14 protein-coding genes are annotated in these 15,009 nt (G+C 57.2%); 3 read left to right on the top strand and 11 right to left on the bottom strand.

The features are described 5' to 3' along the window. The 3 genes from hypF to OGW13_RS24185 form a co-directional block, all read right to left on the bottom strand. Entirely contained in the window at positions 1-2,241 is a 2,241-nt protein-coding gene (gene hypF, locus OGW13_RS24175; RefSeq protein ID WP_287116577.1) for a carbamoyltransferase HypF, read from the bottom strand. A 103-nt stretch (positions 2,242-2,344) separates the two neighbouring features. After that, positions 2,345-2,890 (bottom strand): electron transport protein HydN, encoded by a 546-nt coding sequence (gene hydN, locus OGW13_RS24180; protein ID WP_042999599.1) that lies wholly within the window; start codon positions 2,888-2,890, stop codon positions 2,345-2,347. 144 nt (positions 2,891-3,034) lie between these two features. After that, a complete protein-coding gene (locus tag OGW13_RS24185) occupies positions 3,035-4,048 on the bottom strand; it encodes a LacI family DNA-binding transcriptional regulator (protein ID WP_054176948.1) in 1,014 nt (337 codons plus the stop codon). Positions 4,049-4,313: 265 nt separating this feature from the next. Here OGW13_RS24185 and ascF point away from each other — a divergent pair, with 265 nt between their 5' ends. The 3 genes from ascF (at position 4,314) to OGW13_RS24200 (ending at position 7,633) form a co-directional block, all read left to right on the top strand. Then, positions 4,314-5,768 (top strand): PTS cellobiose/arbutin/salicin transporter subunit IIBC, encoded by a 1,455-nt coding sequence (gene ascF, locus OGW13_RS24190; protein WP_287116578.1) that lies wholly within the window; start codon positions 4,314-4,316, stop codon positions 5,766-5,768. A 21-nt stretch (positions 5,769-5,789) separates the two neighbouring features. Beyond that, positions 5,790-7,214: a 6-phospho-beta-glucosidase gene (locus tag OGW13_RS24195; protein ID WP_287116579.1), complete on the top strand. Its 1,425-nt coding sequence runs from the start codon at positions 5,790-5,792 to the stop codon at positions 7,212-7,214. Positions 7,215-7,381: 167 nt separating this feature from the next. Continuing rightward, on the top strand, positions 7,382-7,633 hold the full coding sequence (locus tag OGW13_RS24200) for a SymE family type I addiction module toxin (protein ID WP_042999595.1): 252 nt from the start codon (positions 7,382-7,384) through the stop codon (positions 7,631-7,633). Positions 7,634-7,659: 26 nt separating this feature from the next. Here the strand turns inward: OGW13_RS24200 and hycI are convergent, their stop codons facing one another. Genes hycI through hycB form a run of 8 tightly spaced genes read right to left on the bottom strand, consistent with a single transcriptional unit; the run spans position 7,660 to position 14,930 of the window. Beyond that, positions 7,660-8,124 (bottom strand): hydrogenase maturation peptidase HycI, encoded by a 465-nt coding sequence (gene hycI / locus OGW13_RS24205; protein WP_044266632.1) that lies wholly within the window; start codon positions 8,122-8,124, stop codon positions 7,660-7,662. After that, positions 8,117-8,527, bottom strand: a complete 411-nt coding sequence (locus tag OGW13_RS24210; RefSeq protein ID WP_044266634.1) for a formate hydrogenlyase maturation HycH family protein — start codon at positions 8,525-8,527, stop codon at positions 8,117-8,119. The genes hycI and OGW13_RS24210 overlap by 8 nt, the downstream gene beginning before the upstream one ends. Next, complete coding sequence (hycG, locus tag OGW13_RS24215; RefSeq protein WP_042999592.1) at positions 8,524-9,291, bottom strand: formate hydrogenlyase subunit HycG; 768 nt, start codon at positions 9,289-9,291, stop codon at positions 8,524-8,526. The genes OGW13_RS24210 and hycG overlap by 4 nt, the downstream gene beginning before the upstream one ends. Continuing rightward, positions 9,291-9,833: a formate hydrogenlyase subunit HycF gene (gene hycF, locus OGW13_RS24220; RefSeq protein WP_044255059.1), complete on the bottom strand. Its 543-nt coding sequence runs from the start codon at positions 9,831-9,833 to the stop codon at positions 9,291-9,293. Before hycF ends, hycG begins: the two co-directional genes overlap by 1 nt. A gap of 9 nt (positions 9,834-9,842) precedes the next feature. After that, the gene (gene hycE / locus OGW13_RS24225; RefSeq protein WP_042999590.1) at positions 9,843-11,552 is read right to left on the bottom strand and encodes a formate hydrogenlyase subunit HycE; all 1,710 of its coding nucleotides are present in this window, start codon (positions 11,550-11,552) and stop codon (positions 9,843-9,845) included. 17 nt (positions 11,553-11,569) lie between these two features. Further along, positions 11,570-12,493 carry a respiratory chain complex I subunit 1 family protein gene (locus tag OGW13_RS24230; RefSeq protein ID WP_042999589.1) on the bottom strand — a complete coding sequence of 308 codons (924 nt, stop codon included), beginning with the start codon at positions 12,491-12,493 and terminating at the stop codon, positions 11,570-11,572. A 2-nt stretch (positions 12,494-12,495) separates the two neighbouring features. Then, on the bottom strand, positions 12,496-14,322 hold the full coding sequence (gene hycC / locus OGW13_RS24235) for a formate hydrogenlyase subunit 3 (RefSeq protein ID WP_061069679.1): 1,827 nt from the start codon (positions 14,320-14,322) through the stop codon (positions 12,496-12,498). After that, positions 14,319-14,930: a formate hydrogenlyase subunit HycB gene (gene hycB / locus OGW13_RS24240; RefSeq protein WP_042999587.1), complete on the bottom strand. Its 612-nt coding sequence runs from the start codon at positions 14,928-14,930 to the stop codon at positions 14,319-14,321. Before hycB ends, hycC begins: the two co-directional genes overlap by 4 nt. Between the last annotated feature and the right edge of the window lie 79 nt (positions 14,931-15,009).

The following is a 15,009-nucleotide window of genomic DNA, read 5'->3' on the forward strand; positions in this document are numbered from 1 at the left end:
TTATGCTTCCGCCATCCCACGCGCCGCAGCAATCACCCCCTGTCCCAGCGACAGTCCACCGTCACCGGCTGGTAACTGCTGCGGGAAGAGCAGCGTGAAATCCGCCAGATAATAAGCCAGGCGAGCCGACAGTAACCGGTTGTGCATCACCCCACCGCTGAACACCAGCGTGTTGATACCGCGTGCCGTGGCCTGCTCGCGCAGCATCGCGGCAAACCCTTGTGCCAGCACATCGTGGAAAGCCCATGCGCGTTCAGCGGGCGTTGCCTGCCAGTTCAGCCACTGCGACCAGAAGGTTGCCAGATCCAGTTGATTCCCCGTCAAGGGAAGCGTGACCGGATGTTTAACCCCCGCGCATTGCGACGCCAGCGCCTCCAGTGTGCAGGCGGCTTCCCCTTCATAACTGAGCGATTCTGGCGCGCAGTTCAGCGCTGCGGCAACCGCATCGAACAGACGCCCGCAGGACGAGGCCAGCGGTGCGTTAATCCCACGCTCAATCGCTCGCGCCAGCACGTTCCAGTTCTGTCGCTGTAGGTATTGCGTTTCCGGATAGCGCTGCCAGTCAGGCACAAAGCGCAGACACTGCGCTAACAGGTTACGCCAGGGCTGCTTCGCGGCGAGATCGCCACCGGCAAGCGCCACGGCGGGCAATCCACCAAGATGTTCACACTCACGGTAGTTCACCCGCAGACACTCTCCTCCCCACAGCGCGCCCGCGTCACCCATTCCAATGCCGTCCAGCGTCAGGGCGATAACATCGCCACCGTCCAGCGGCCACCCATGCTCGGCCAGACAGGCTGCGGCATGAGCATGATGATGCAACACGATCTCCGTTGGCAGGTTCATCTCACTGGCCCACTGGCTGGAGACATACCCCGGATGGGCATCGCGAACAAGGCACTGTGGCGTGAAGTCATAGATAGTCTGGATTAACCGCAGTGCGTCACGCCACTGATGTTGGATCCCATCGTCGCTGAGATCGCCAAGATGCTGGCTGATCACCGCCTGCTCACCGCGCACCAGGCAGAAGGTGTTTTTCAGATCCGCCCCCAGACAGAGTATCGGTGGTATATGATGAAATCCCGGCGGCAACGCCAGCGCGTCCGGGACATATCCCCGCGAGCGACGCAGCATTTCACCGCTTTCACGTACCACGGAATCGTCCATGCGCTGCACGATGTCGCGATTGTGTAACAGGAAACCCTCGGCAATATCCTGCAAATCCTTAATTGCCTGTTCGTTGCTGATGGCCGGCGGTTTACCGCTAAGATTGCCGGAGGTCATTACCAGCGGGCGCTTCAGTGCCTGGAGCAACAGGTGCTGAAGTGGATTGGCGGGCAACATCACGCCAACCTCCGCAAGCCCTGGGGCAATACCGTCACACAGCGAGGAAACATGTTGCTTATCCACCAGCACAATCGGGGCGGCGGGCGTTTTCAGCAGTCGGGTCGCCGCATCCGACAGGCCCGACGCATCCGGCAGCATAACCGCCAGCGGTTTTGCCGGACGGCGCTTACGCGCACGAAGCCGCGCCACGGCATCGCTGTTTCCCGCATCGCAGGCCAGATGAAATCCGCCGATCCCCTTAACGGCAACAATACCTCCGGTCTGTAGCATTTCAACCGCAGCCTGTAATGCCGCCTCTTTTTCCGCCTGGTGTCCGCCGCTCAGCCAGCGCAGATGCGGACCACACGCCGGGCACGCCACCGGCTGGGCGTGAAAACGTCGGTCACTGGGATCGCGATACTCGCTGTCGCATTGCGGGCAGAGCGGAAATGACGCCATCACGGTAAACGGACGATCGTAGGGCATCGCCCGGATAATGGTAAAACGCGGGCCGCAATGGGTGCAGTTGATGAAGGGATAGCGATAACGCCGCTCTCCGGGCGTATTCATTTCGGCAAGACATTCCGGGCACGTCGCGGCATCGGGCACAATCTGGGTGTTCATCGTGCCGCCCGCACTCTGGCGAATGCTGAACTCCGCGGGCGGCTGCGCCCAGCGAAAAGGTTCACTTTCTACGCTGTCGATACGCGCCAATGGCGGACAATGGACATGCAGTTCACGGATAAACAGCGCGGGATCTTCCAGCAATCGAACCACCACGCCATCGCCATCATTACAGACGTCGCCATGCAACTGAAGCTGCTGCGCCAGTTGCCAGACGAAAGGACGAAAGCCGACGCCCTGAACTTTGCCGCGAATACGGAGCTGTATGCCAGAGGGGGTATTTGTTGCCATTGAGTCATTCTCGCCATCATCATTCCCGGAAAGGTATTTTACGAAAATTTCCGGGAATTCCCTTGATGCCAGCGCATTTCCTGAGTGATTTTTGCGGTAGGAATCAGAAAAGCAAAGAAGCGGAAGAATCCAGCGCCGCACGACGACGCTTTTCCGCGCTGAGTTGCTCGAGCTTATTACGGTCAACGCAAATCAGGGCATGCGTCGGACAGGCTTCCATACAGGCCGGACCGGCATCGCGGTGATAACAGAGATCGCACTTGTTAGCTTCCGCTTTTTCTGCCCGTACGTTCAGGCCGGCACCGCTATTACGCACAACCGGACGCACCACGACTTCCATTGCACCATATGGACAGGCCACCACGCAGGTTTTGCAGCCAATGCAACGTTCCTGCATGACATGAACAAAACCTTTATCACGGCTGATGGCACCGTTCGGACAGACGTTCGCACACGGCGCGTCCTCGCACTGGCGGCACAGCGTCGCCGTCGAGACATTCACACCTTTGATTACATGAATACGGGGTAAAAAGGTTTCAGGGGTCAGTGACGCGCAGTCCTGGTTTTCCTGATGGGAGACCACGCAGGCCACTTCACAGGTACGGCAACCAATGCACTTATTGGCGTCTGCAATGATGAAACGGTTCATCAAATTCTCCAGCAATGACAGATAATGTGCCGAAACATTCACAAATCATGCCAGTTTTTATCTTGCTGTAATCTAACGATATTTAAAAACAGAGGGTGACCGTTATGGTGTCATCGTCACGAATGACGATGACGGGTGACAATGTTACTGCGCCGCCAACGACATAACGGAATCTCGGCGAATCAACGTGCCGGTGAAGCTTTTCGGTGGCGTAAACGCCCCGCCGTCCAGCATGAAAATGAGTCGGCCAATGGTCTCCTGAATCATCTCCGTCACCGGAATTTTGACGCTGGAAAGCGCCGGTATGGTGTAGGGCGCCATCGCGATATCGTCAAAACCAATCACCGACACCTGCGATGGCACGGCGACCCCTTTGTCATGCAACTGTTTGATGGCCCCAATCGCCATGTCGTCATTGCTGGCCACCAGCGCGCTGAACGTCACGTCGCGAGAAAGCAGCACGTCCACCCCTGCGGCACCGCAGGCCGGCGTCCATTTGCCTTTGACGATCAGGTCGTCATTAACGGCGATGCCATGTCGGGTCAGTGCCTCTTTGTACCCCGACAGGCGTTCAACCCCGGTGGGTGAGTCCATCGAACCGGTGATAAAGGCAATCTGCTGATGGCCTGCGGCAATCAGTTCCGCCACAGCGTTAAAACTGGTCTGCTTTTGATCGCACCAGACGCAGTGGCTACTGTTTTTCCGTAACCGGCGGTTAAGCACCATAATCGGCTGCGAATGGCTGTCGATTATTTTATCGATCTCATCCACGCTGAGAAAACGCGGGTAGATCATGATCGCGTCGCAGCGCAAATCCAGCAGATACTGGATCGCCTGGCGTTCCTCCTCCGCGCTGTGTTTGCCATCGGCAAGCAGAAGCTGACGCCCCTGATCTTCCGCCATCCGCGCGGTATGAAACAGCAATTCGCTAAAATAGACGCCGTGGTAGAGGGTGTTAGTCACCACCAGCCCCAGCGTCTGACTGGTTTTCGCCGCAAGGCTACGCGCCAGCAGGTTAGGCCGATAGCCGCTCTCCTCAATCGCCTGAAATACACGATCCTTCGTCTCCTGGCTGACGTAGCCATTCCCTGAAAGCACCCTGGAGACCGTCGCCTTCGACACCCCGGCCCGCTGCGCTACCTCCAGCATCGTCGTCATAAGTTTTCTTCCTTTTCTCGCAATGAGATGCAGTGTACTTCACTGCTGCGTGGTTGTCCCCGATGCTAAATCACCCCAGAAAACCGCGAGTGACATGAATCACATTTCACGAAAATGAATAAAATTAAATATTGCCCAACTTGAATAAACTATTCATGATTTTGTGGAACCGGTTTCTCATCAGCGTTTCATCACCGACGATCGCTCAGGCGAATGTGCGGCAAAAATAAAACGTACCCTACTGATAAAACAGGATAAAAATCCTATGTCCAAGAATTATGCAGCGCTGGCGCGCTCCGTGGTGACGGCTCTGGGCGGCGTCGACAATATCACCGCAGTGACACACTGCATGACGCGTCTGCGTTTCGTTGTGAAAGATGACACGCTGGTCGACAGTGCCACGCTCAAAACCCTCAGCGGTGTACTCGGCGTCGTTCGCAGCGACAACCAGTGCCAGGTGATTATCGGCAATACCGTCTCCCAGGCGTATCGTGAGGTCGTCAACCTGTTGCCGGGCGATATGCAACCCGCCGAGCCCGTTGGCAAACCCAAGCTGACGCTCAGACGCATTGGCGCGGGGATCCTTGATGCGCTAATCGGTACCATGTCGCCGCTGATCCCGGCGATTATCGGCGGATCGATGCTCAAACTGTTGGCAATGATCCTTGAAATGACCGGCGTGCTGGAAAAAGGCTCCTCCACGTTAACGATCCTGACCGTGATCGGCGATGGCGCCTTCTTCTTCCTGCCGTTAATGGTGGCGGCCTCGGCGGCGATTAAATTTAAAACCAACATGTCGCTGGCGATCGCCATTGCCGGGGTGCTGGTGCATCCAAGCTTTATCGACCTGATGGCGAAAGCGGCACAGGGTGAGCACGTTGAATTCGCCCTGATCCCGGTCACCGCGGTGAAATACACCTATACGGTTATTCCGGCGCTGGTGATGACCTGGTGTCTGTCGTACATCGAACGCTGGGTGGATCGCATTACGCCCGCGGTCACCAAAAACTTCCTCAAGCCTATGCTGATCGTGCTGATCGCCGCGCCGCTGGCTATCGTCCTGATTGGGCCGATTGGCATCTGGATTGGTAGCGCGATTTCCGCGCTGGTCTATACCATTCACGGTTATCTCGGCTGGCTGTCTGTTGCCATCATGGGCGCGCTGTGGCCGCTATTGGTAATGACCGGGATGCACCGTGTCTTTACGCCAACCATCATTCAGACCATTGCCGAAACGGGTAAAGAAGGGATGGTCATGCCGTCCGAAATTGGCGCCAACCTGTCGCTCGGCGGTTCCTCGCTGGCGGTAGCCTGGAAAACGAAAAACCCGGAACTGCGCCAGACTGCGCTGGCAGCGGCGGCCTCGGCCATCATGGCCGGAATTTCGGAACCCGCGCTCTACGGTGTGGCGGTGCGCCTGAAACGTCCACTGATTGCCAGCTTGATCAGCGGCTTTATCTGTGGCGCGGTCGCCGGGATGGCTGGACTCGCCAGCCACTCAATGGCGGCACCGGGCCTGTTTACCAGCGTTCAGTTCTTCGATCCGGCGAATCCCATGACTATTGTTTGGGTATTTGGCGTCATGGCGCTGGCGGTGGTGTTGTCATTTGTCCTGACGCTGCTGCTGGGCTTTGAAGATATCCCCGTCGAAAACGCGGCCGCACAGGCACGCAAAAACCAGGCTGCACAACCGTCTACGGTAAAAGGCGCCAGCGTCTGACTGTTATTCACTGAGGTTATTATGGCTGTATTTCCGCAAGGATTTTTATGGGGCGGCGCACTGGCCGCCAACCAGGCTGAAGGCGCATACCTGGAGGGCGGCAAAGGGCTGACCACTGTCGATATGATCCCGCACGGAGAGCATCGCATGCCGGTCAAACTGGGACAGGAGAAACGTTTCCAGCTGCGGAATGATGAATTTTATCCCAGCCATCAGGCGATCGATTTTTACCATCGCTATAAGGACGATATCGCCCTGATGGCGGAAATGGGCTTCACCGTCTTTCGCACCTCGATTGCCTGGAGCCGTATTTATCCCAACGGCGACGAACTGACGCCTAACGAGGAAGGCATTGCCTTCTATCGCGCGGTGTTTGCCGAGTGCAAAAAGTACGGTATTGAACCGCTGGTTACACTGTGCCACTTCGACGTGCCCATGCACCTGGTTACCGAATACGGCTCCTGGCGTAATCGCAAGATGGTGGAGTTTTTCACCCGCTATGCGCGTACCTGTTTTGAAGCTTTTAACGGGCTGGTGAAATACTGGCTGACCTTCAATGAAATCAACATCATGCTGCACAGCCCGTTCTCCGGCGCGGGGTTGGTGTTTGAAGAGGGGGAAAATCAGGATCAGGTGAAATATCAAGCCGCGCACCATGAGCTGATTGCCAGCGCGCTGGCGACGAAAATCGCCCATGAGATCAACCCGCAGAACCAGGTGGGCTGCATGCTGGCGGGCGGTAATTTTTATCCGTACTCCTGCAAACCGGAAGATGTCTGGACAGCGCTGGAAAAAGATCGTGAAAACCTGTTCTTCATTGACGTACAGGCGCGCGGCGCATATCCAGCTTACTCTGCCCGTGTGTTTCGTGAAAAAGGTGTGGTGATTGAGAAAGCCCCGGCAGATGATGCAATCCTGAAAAACACCGTCGATTTTGTCTCTTTCAGCTATTACACGTCGCGCTGCGCGTCGGCTGAGATAAACACAAAGAACAGCAGTGCCGCGAACGTGGTGAAGTCAATGCGCAACCCGTACATCCAGGTCAGCGACTGGGGCTGGGGGATCGACCCGCTTGGACTGCGCATCACGATGAATATGATGTACGACCGCTACCAGAAACCGCTGTTCCTGGTGGAAAACGGTCTCGGGGCAAAAGATGAAATCGATGCCGATGGCCACATTAATGACGATTATCGTATTAGCTATTTGCGCGAACACATCCGTGCGATGGCTGACGCCATTGAGGACGGCGTGCCGCTGATGGGTTACACCACCTGGGGCTGTATTGATCTGGTGGCCGCGTCGACGGGTGAGATGAGCAAACGGTACGGGTTCGTCTATGTCGACCGCGATGATGCCGGCAACGGTACGCTTGCGCGAACGCGTAAAAAATCGTTCTGGTGGTACAAAAAAGTGATCGCCAGCAACGGCCAGGATCTGGCGTAAACAGGATGGCGGATGGCGCTCGCGCTGTCCGCCCTTCCCTTCCCTCGTTACATCATTTGCATTTCGTTTCCGCTATCTCCCTTCCAGTTTTCGGTTTGCCCCTTCCCTTTTTTACTGGCATTTTATACAGGTATTTTCATCTACTCGTGGGCAACAAGGAATCGTTTATGACTATTGAGGCTGGCAGTCCTGAAATCGCTATCATCAGGCCGTTTCGTCGTTTAAAGGTGAGCTATGTCAGAAAGCGCCATGAAGATCCAAAAACCGGCAACACGCGCCGCTATAGCCGGCATGCGTCGTTAACCATTAATGGCGACTGGCTGGAACAGGCGGGTTTTCCGACCGGTACCCTTGTCAATGTGGCGGTAATGCAGGGGAAATTAGTGATCGAACAGGTGAGAGAGGAACAGGCCGGATGAGGTCAGAGCGTCATCCGGCATGAATGTCACGACGCCGCTAATTCCGCAAAGCCGCCGTGGCCCTCCCAGCCGTCGAGACGCTGGTAAACGGTGTCGACGGCATCCTTAATGGGTTGAGTCATAGGATAATAGAACCCGACGATATCCGGCTGAATCCCGAGGAAGATCACCTCGCCGACGTCTTCTTTAAGCTGATCAACCAGATAATTCAGCGGCATATTGTGGGTCGTCATCATGAACATCTCGGCGATATCGTCAGGATCGACAATGCGGATCTCGCCGGGATTCAACCCCATGTCGGTGGCGTCCACGATCAGCAGACGATCCGGGCGCAGTTCGCGAATGGCCACGATGTCATTTTCCGGCGCACAGCCTCCGTCAATGACCACCCAGTGACCTTTCGCCTGCGCCGCGCATTTTTCTGCCAGCAGCGGACCCGCGCCGTCATCCCCCATCATGCTGTTGCCAACACACAATAAAACGTCAGTCACGGTGTCTCCTTACCATCAGGTAAATCGCGCTCTCCTGATGAATATCGTGCAACATGCTGAGCATCTGTTTGCTCCATGCCTGCTGCTCCGGGGTCTGTACCGCGAGCGCACGATCAAACGCGTGCGCCAGCATTTGCACATGATTAAAATCGATGACGATCTCGCCATACTTCGGCACACCTTCCATCTTCCGACGGGCCTCGCTGCCCTCTTCCAGCGTGGCAATCCACGCCAGATACGCCTCCCACGGGCAGATCAGCGCGGCTTCCAGGCAGTCGATGATCCCAAGGTGGTGACCAATCGCCAGGCTGTAATAGACAACCTGCTGCGCCTCGGCGGGCGTCGCATCGTTCTCATCAATAAACTTACGGCTCAGTTGACTGAACACCACCGTTTCACTCATCGGATTCGCGCCTCTTCGACAACCTGATTCAGGTGCGTGACAATCTCGGTCAGGCGCGGATCGCTTTCCGCTTCCAGCCAGCGCGCCACCTGATGTTCACCCTGGCCGAGTTGACGCAGGTAATCATCCGCAATCTGACGCCCATAGCGATAACCGGCCAGTCGACGCGCCTCGCGATCGACCTTCACACGCAGCGGCTGCACCATGTCCGGATGCAGGATTTCCGCTGGCTGATCGTCCAGTTCTCCCGGTGCACGAGCATGAATTTTCTGCTCCAGCAGGCCCAGCGCCATCGCAAAGCCGTACAGCGTTGCCGCAGGCGTCGGCGGGCATCCTGGAATATACACATCCACCGGCACAATTTTGTCAGTGCCGCCCCAGACGCAGTACAAGTCATGGAAGATACCGCCGCTGTTGCCGCAGGCGCCGTAAGAGATGCAGATTTTCGGATCGGGCGCAGACTGCCAGGCACGCAGCGCCGGGGAGCGCATGGCACGGGTAACCGCGCCGGTGAATAGCAGTATGTCCGCATGACGCGGCGACGGTACGACTTTGATACCGAAGCGTTCGGCGTCAAACAATGGTGATAAGGTCGCGAAAATTTCAATTTCACAGCCGTTACAGCCGCCGCAGTCCACGCGGTAAACATAGGCTGAACGCTTGATGTTTTTCAGTAATGACGCCTTCATGCTGGCGATGGACTCATCCACCGTCATCGGTACCGGAATACCGTTTGCGTCACGCGGACCTAATAAATGGCTCATCAGCTGGCCTCTTTCATATGGCGAGTCAGTTCAATTCGGTCGGACGGCACCAGGCACTTCTGACGTTTGCAGTCCGGGCAGGTCTCAAAGCTTTCGCGGTGATGCTCCGCGCGGCTGTCGCCGTTGTGCTTAAGCAGCGCAATGGCGTAATCAATCTCTTTCTGAACAGCGAAAGGACGATGGCATACGCGGCAGTTGCACAGCGCAAAACGGGACTGCTGGAGGAAATCCTCTTTCTTCCACACCGCCAGTTCATACTCCTGCGAAAGCTTGATCGCCGCCGTCGGGCACACTTCTTCGCAGCGGGCGCAGAAAATGCAGCGCCCGAGGTTGAACTGCCAGGCCAGTTCGCCGCTGGCCAGATCCGTTTCCACCGTCAACGCATTTGACGGGCAGGCATTCACGCAGGCCGCGCAGCCAATGCACTGCTGCGGATTGTGCTCCGGCTTACCGCGGAAGTTTTTATCAACCGCAATCGGCTCCAGCGGATAAGACGAAGTCGGCGCGCCGGTTTTGATGACTTTTTTGATAAAGGTAAACATGGCGATTCCTTATTTCAGCGGCGAGTTTTTACGCTCAATGCTGTAGCGCTCAAGTTCTTTGTATGGCACGACTTTGCTCTTCTTCTTACGCACATCCACCACGGTCATGCGGTCAGTACAGGAGTAGCAAGGGTCAAGGCTACCGATAATCAGCGGTGCATCAGAAACGGTGTTGCCGCGCAGCATGTAACGCAGGGTCGGCCAGTTAGCGTAAGTCGCCGCACGACAGCGCCAGCGATACAGCTTCTGGTTGTCGCCGGTCATGCTCCAGTGAATATCGTCACCGCGTGGTGCTTCGGAAAAGCCCAGCGCAAAGCGATGCGGAATGTAGGTGAAGCCTTCCACCATCAGCGGACCGCCGGGCAGGTTGTCCAGACCGAAGTCGATCATATTCAGTGCGGTGTACACTTCGTTGATACGCACTTTCAGACGCGAGATCACATCGCAGCCCTGTTCGCTGTGAACCGTCATCGGCAGTAGACCGTAACCGACAAACGGGTGATCGGCGCGGGTGTCACGAGCGTGACCGCTGGCGCGAACCATCGGCCCAACGTTACTGAAATCACGCGCAATCTCTGGATCCAGACGACCAATTCCCACGGTGCGCTGTTCCATGTTCGGCGTACTGAGCAGCATATCCACCAGTTCCTGCACGTCGCGACGCATCTGCTGCGCCAGTTGACGGGTCTGGATCATGTCCTCTTTCAGCAGATCGCGACGAATCCCGCCGATCAGGTTCAGACCGTAAGTCTTACGCGCCCCGGTCAGGATCTCCGCCATCTTCATGGAGGTTTCGCGTACGCGGAAGAACTGCATAAAACCGGAGTCAAAACCGGTGAAGTGACAGGCCAGACCGAGGTTCAGCAGATGGGAGTGCAGACGCTCCACCTCCAGCAGAATGGCGCGGATCATCTGCGCGCGTTCCGGCACCACGATGCCCATCGCGTTTTCAACGGAGGTGGTATACGCGGTGCTGTGGGCGAAGCCGCAGATCCCGCAAACGCGATCCGACAGGAAGGTGACTTCGTTGTAGCCCATCCGGGTTTCCGCCAGTTTTTCCATGCCGCGATGGACATAGAACAGGCGGTAATCAGCGTCGATAATATTTTCGCCATCAACAAACAGGCGGAAGTGTCCCGGTTCATCCGAAGTAACGTGCAGCGGGCCAATCGGCACCACATTATTTTTCTTGTCACCCAGTTCATTGATGAACTCGTAGGTTTCCGCATCGGTGGTCGGTGCCGGGCGCTGACGATAATCCATGCTGTCTTTACGCAACGGATAGAGTTCGTCCGGCCAGTCATCCGGCAGCACCAGACGGCGTTCGTCCGGCAGACCGACCGGGATCAGACCGTACATGTCGCGCACTTCGCGCTCGCCCCAGACGGCAGCCGGCACGCGCGGCGTGACGGACGGGAATTCCAGCTTATTGGCATCAACTTCAACACGTACCGTGATCCAGCATTTGGTACCCTGCTCCATCGACAGCACGTAGTACACCGCGTAATGACCACACAGCTGGCGTTCATCATTGCCAAACAGCACCGAGAGCCATCCGCCCTGCTTGTAGTAGAGGAATTCGACCACTTCCGGCAGATAGTTGACCTTCACGGTGATGGTCAGCTGATCCCGGGTCTGCCAGGCTTCGTCCAGCACCACGCCAGGAAACGCCTGGTGCAGTGCGGCAAGGTATTGTTGACCAACTTTTTCTTCAGACATGCTCAAACTCTCTTAAATCACGCCACCAGCAAGGAGACGAACGCTAAAAACGCAAACCCAAAACCGGCCCAGGTCACGCGTGAGGTGGCGCAAAAACGCAGACGCGCCATGCTGTTTTCAAACAGGGCAATCACCAGTACGCCGACAAGCAGCTTGATGATGGCGATCACCAGCGCCAGCAACAGTCCACCTGCGCTGAACGTTTCCATCTGTCCCCACGGCAGGAACACGCCGACAAACATTTGCAGTACTACCAGCTGTTTCAGGCTAATGCCCCACTTCAGCACCGCAAAACCGCTGCCGCTGTATTCGGTCAGCGGCCCTTCCTGCAATTCCTGCTCCGCTTCCGCCAAATCGAACGGCAGTTTGCCCATTTCGATAAAGGTGGCGAACGCACAGGCGCACAGTGCCAAAATCAGCGGAATGCTGCGGGCTGCTGGCCAGTGATAGATCGTATCGGTGATATTGCTGATATGTGTGGAACCCGCAACCTGCGCAGCGACCCACAGTCCCAGCAGCAGGATCGGCTCCACCAGCACGCCGAGCATCGCTTCACGACTGGCACCGATCGCTGTGAACGGGCTGCCTGTATCAAGTCCCGCGATAGAAAAGAAGAAACGGGCAATAGCGAACAGATAAATCAACGTGATCAAATCGCCCAGTTGCGGCAGCGGTGAACCCACGGTTACCACCGGCAGCGCGGTAGCGATGGTCAGCATAACGCCCACCATCACAAAAGGCGTCAGACGAAAGACCCAGCCAGCATCCGCTGGCGCGACGCTCTGACGGCCCAGCAGTTTGAGCAGGTCGCGATACTCCTGCAATACACCAGGACCGCGGCGATTGTGCAGACGGGCACGCGCCACGCGGGTCACGCCGGATAGCAGCGGCGCAGCGGCAAATAACACCAGCGCCTGAATTAACGGATATAAAACACTCATTCTCAGGCTCCTCGTGAAACCACAATCACCACCAGCACGGCCAGTTCGATCAGCGCCAGGCGGCGGAACAGCACCGGTACCGCCGCGCTTTGCCAACCCGGAACCCACGCTACCGGATTGAGCCACTTACGCAGTTTGAGAACCGGTGCAAAGGCTTCCTTCACTGGCATCGCGAAACCGTGCGCGGTAATGACCATCGACTGCTCGTGATCGTAACCGCAGACCCATGCCGTCCCGCGAGAACGCGATGGCAGACGGTTGCCTTTGAACATCGCCATGATGATGAATGGCAGCAGCGGACAGGCAATCAGCAACAGCGTGATCATGGGTTGCGATACGGTGGTATTGGCGGTTTCCAGCGGCAACGGTACGGCAGTCGCCAGCAGCGGCAACAGCCACGGCGCGGCAACCCCGCCGAGTACGCAACAAATCGCCAGCGCCACGACGCTGATGCCCATCAGGAGAGGCGCACAGCAGGCGTTTTCCGCCTCTTTCGTGCGCGGCGCGCCGAGGAAGGTCACGCCATACACTTTCGCCATACACATCACCGCCAGCGCACCGGTAATCGCCAGTCCGACCGCCAGTAGTGGCCCCAGCAGACGACCAATAAACGCGCCGCTGTTGCCCAGTTTGAAGAAGGACTGGTAGATCACCCACTCGCCAGCAAATCCGTTCAGCGGCGGTAGTGCAGCCATCGCCATCAGCCCCACCAGCATCGCAATGGAAATGACCGGCATGCGTTTACCGATGCCGCCCAGTTTTTCGATATCCCGATGTCCGGTACGAAACCAGATGCTGCCCGCGCCAAGAAACAGCACGCTTTTGAACAGGCTGTGGTTCACCAGGTGATAGAGACCACCGGTCAGGCCCAGCGCAATCAGCGTCGGTTGTTTGAGAGCAATCCCGGTCACGCCTGCGCCGAGACCGAGCAGGATAATGCCGATGTTTTCCAGCGTGTGATACGCCAGCAGGCGCTGAATATTGTGCTCCATCAACGCATACAGACCGCCGACAAACGCGGTGATCATGCCGAGAACCAGCAGTAACACACCCCACCACAACGGCGCATTACCGCCAATCAGCGATAACGAGAGAATGCCCAGTAGACCGACCTTCATCACCACGGTGGAGAACAGGGCCGCCGCTGGAGCGCTGGCGTTCGCGTGAGCCTGCGGCACCCATCCGTGCAGCGGAATAATCCCGGCCAGCAGACCAAAGCCCGCCACGCCAAGCAGCCAGATGTCAGCGCCCAGCGGCAGTTCCTGAGTGCGCAGATCGAGGAGACGCAACTCAAGGGTGCCATAGCGCTGCCACACCAGATAACAGGCGATCGCCAGCAGCAACGTACCGAGACGCCCCAGCGCAAACCACAGCTTGCCTTCTTTGCTGCATCCGGTCAGGAACACCGCACACAGCGCCATGATTTCCGCCATCACCACCAGCGTGCCGAGATTGCTGGCGGCAACTGCGCACACCGCCGCCGCCATCAGCAGATTCACCAGCAGACCGTTGGCCCTGACCTGCGGATGGCGATGCCAGTCGATGTTGTACAAACTGACAAACAGTCCGCACAGCCCCAGCGTAATCAGCCAGATGGCATTCAGTGGGGTGATTTGCACGCTGTGACCGATAAACGGCATCACGCCGCGCACCGCGACAGCGTTGATGAGCACGGAGAAACCCGCCGCGGCAGTACACAAGCACCCCACCGCGCCGCCCACGCCAGCAACCCAGCCGCTAAGCGCTTTATGAAAAGAGAACAGAAATGCCAGGACGGCGGCGGCGGCAAACCAGGCCACACCGCTGATGATCAGTGAAATTGCGCTCATTTTGCCTCCCCACTCTGAGCCTGCTGAAACAAGGAGAGATCGCCGAAGTCAGTATTGAAAGTCAGCTCACGTTTCCGTTTACTGGCGCGGGCGATGTCCATGTTGTTCACCAGATGCAGAGCTTTCGTCGGACACATCCGTACGCAGGCCGGGCCTTGTTCATCGAAACTGCACAGATCGCATTTCACCGCGATGGCACGCACGCCCGGAACCCAGTCCAGCAGCGTACTGACGCGAGCCGGTGCCGGTGGCGCTGGTGGTGCTTTAGGCGTATTGGCGTTGGCCGGGATATGCAGCGGACGGCTGCCGGAAAATTCGATCGCGCCAAACGGACAGGCAATGCCGCACAGTTTGCAGCTCACGCACAGGCTTTCATTAAGCTGTACGGCGCCATCCACCCGGTTAATGGCGTTAACCGGACACACGGTGGCGCAAGGGGCATCTTCACAGTGGTGGCAAAGCTGCGGCGCAGATTCTTTTTCATTCAGCATCACTTTCAGGCGCGGCATAGACTGTAGGCCGTGCTGGCGATGCGTCTCTGAACAGGCGGCCTCGCAGGTGTGGCAGCCGATACAGAGCGTGGAGTCAGCAATTACAAAACGATTCACCAGGCATTCCTCAGGTGATAGTCATTTTTGACGAAAACATGCCGATGAAATGTCATTTTCGACACTGTTCGACACGTCT

Origin of the sequence: Citrobacter sp. Ca225 (assembly GCF_030337175.1) — a bacterium.
Taxonomy (GTDB): Bacteria; Pseudomonadota; Gammaproteobacteria; order Enterobacterales; family Enterobacteriaceae; genus Citrobacter_A; species Citrobacter_A amalonaticus.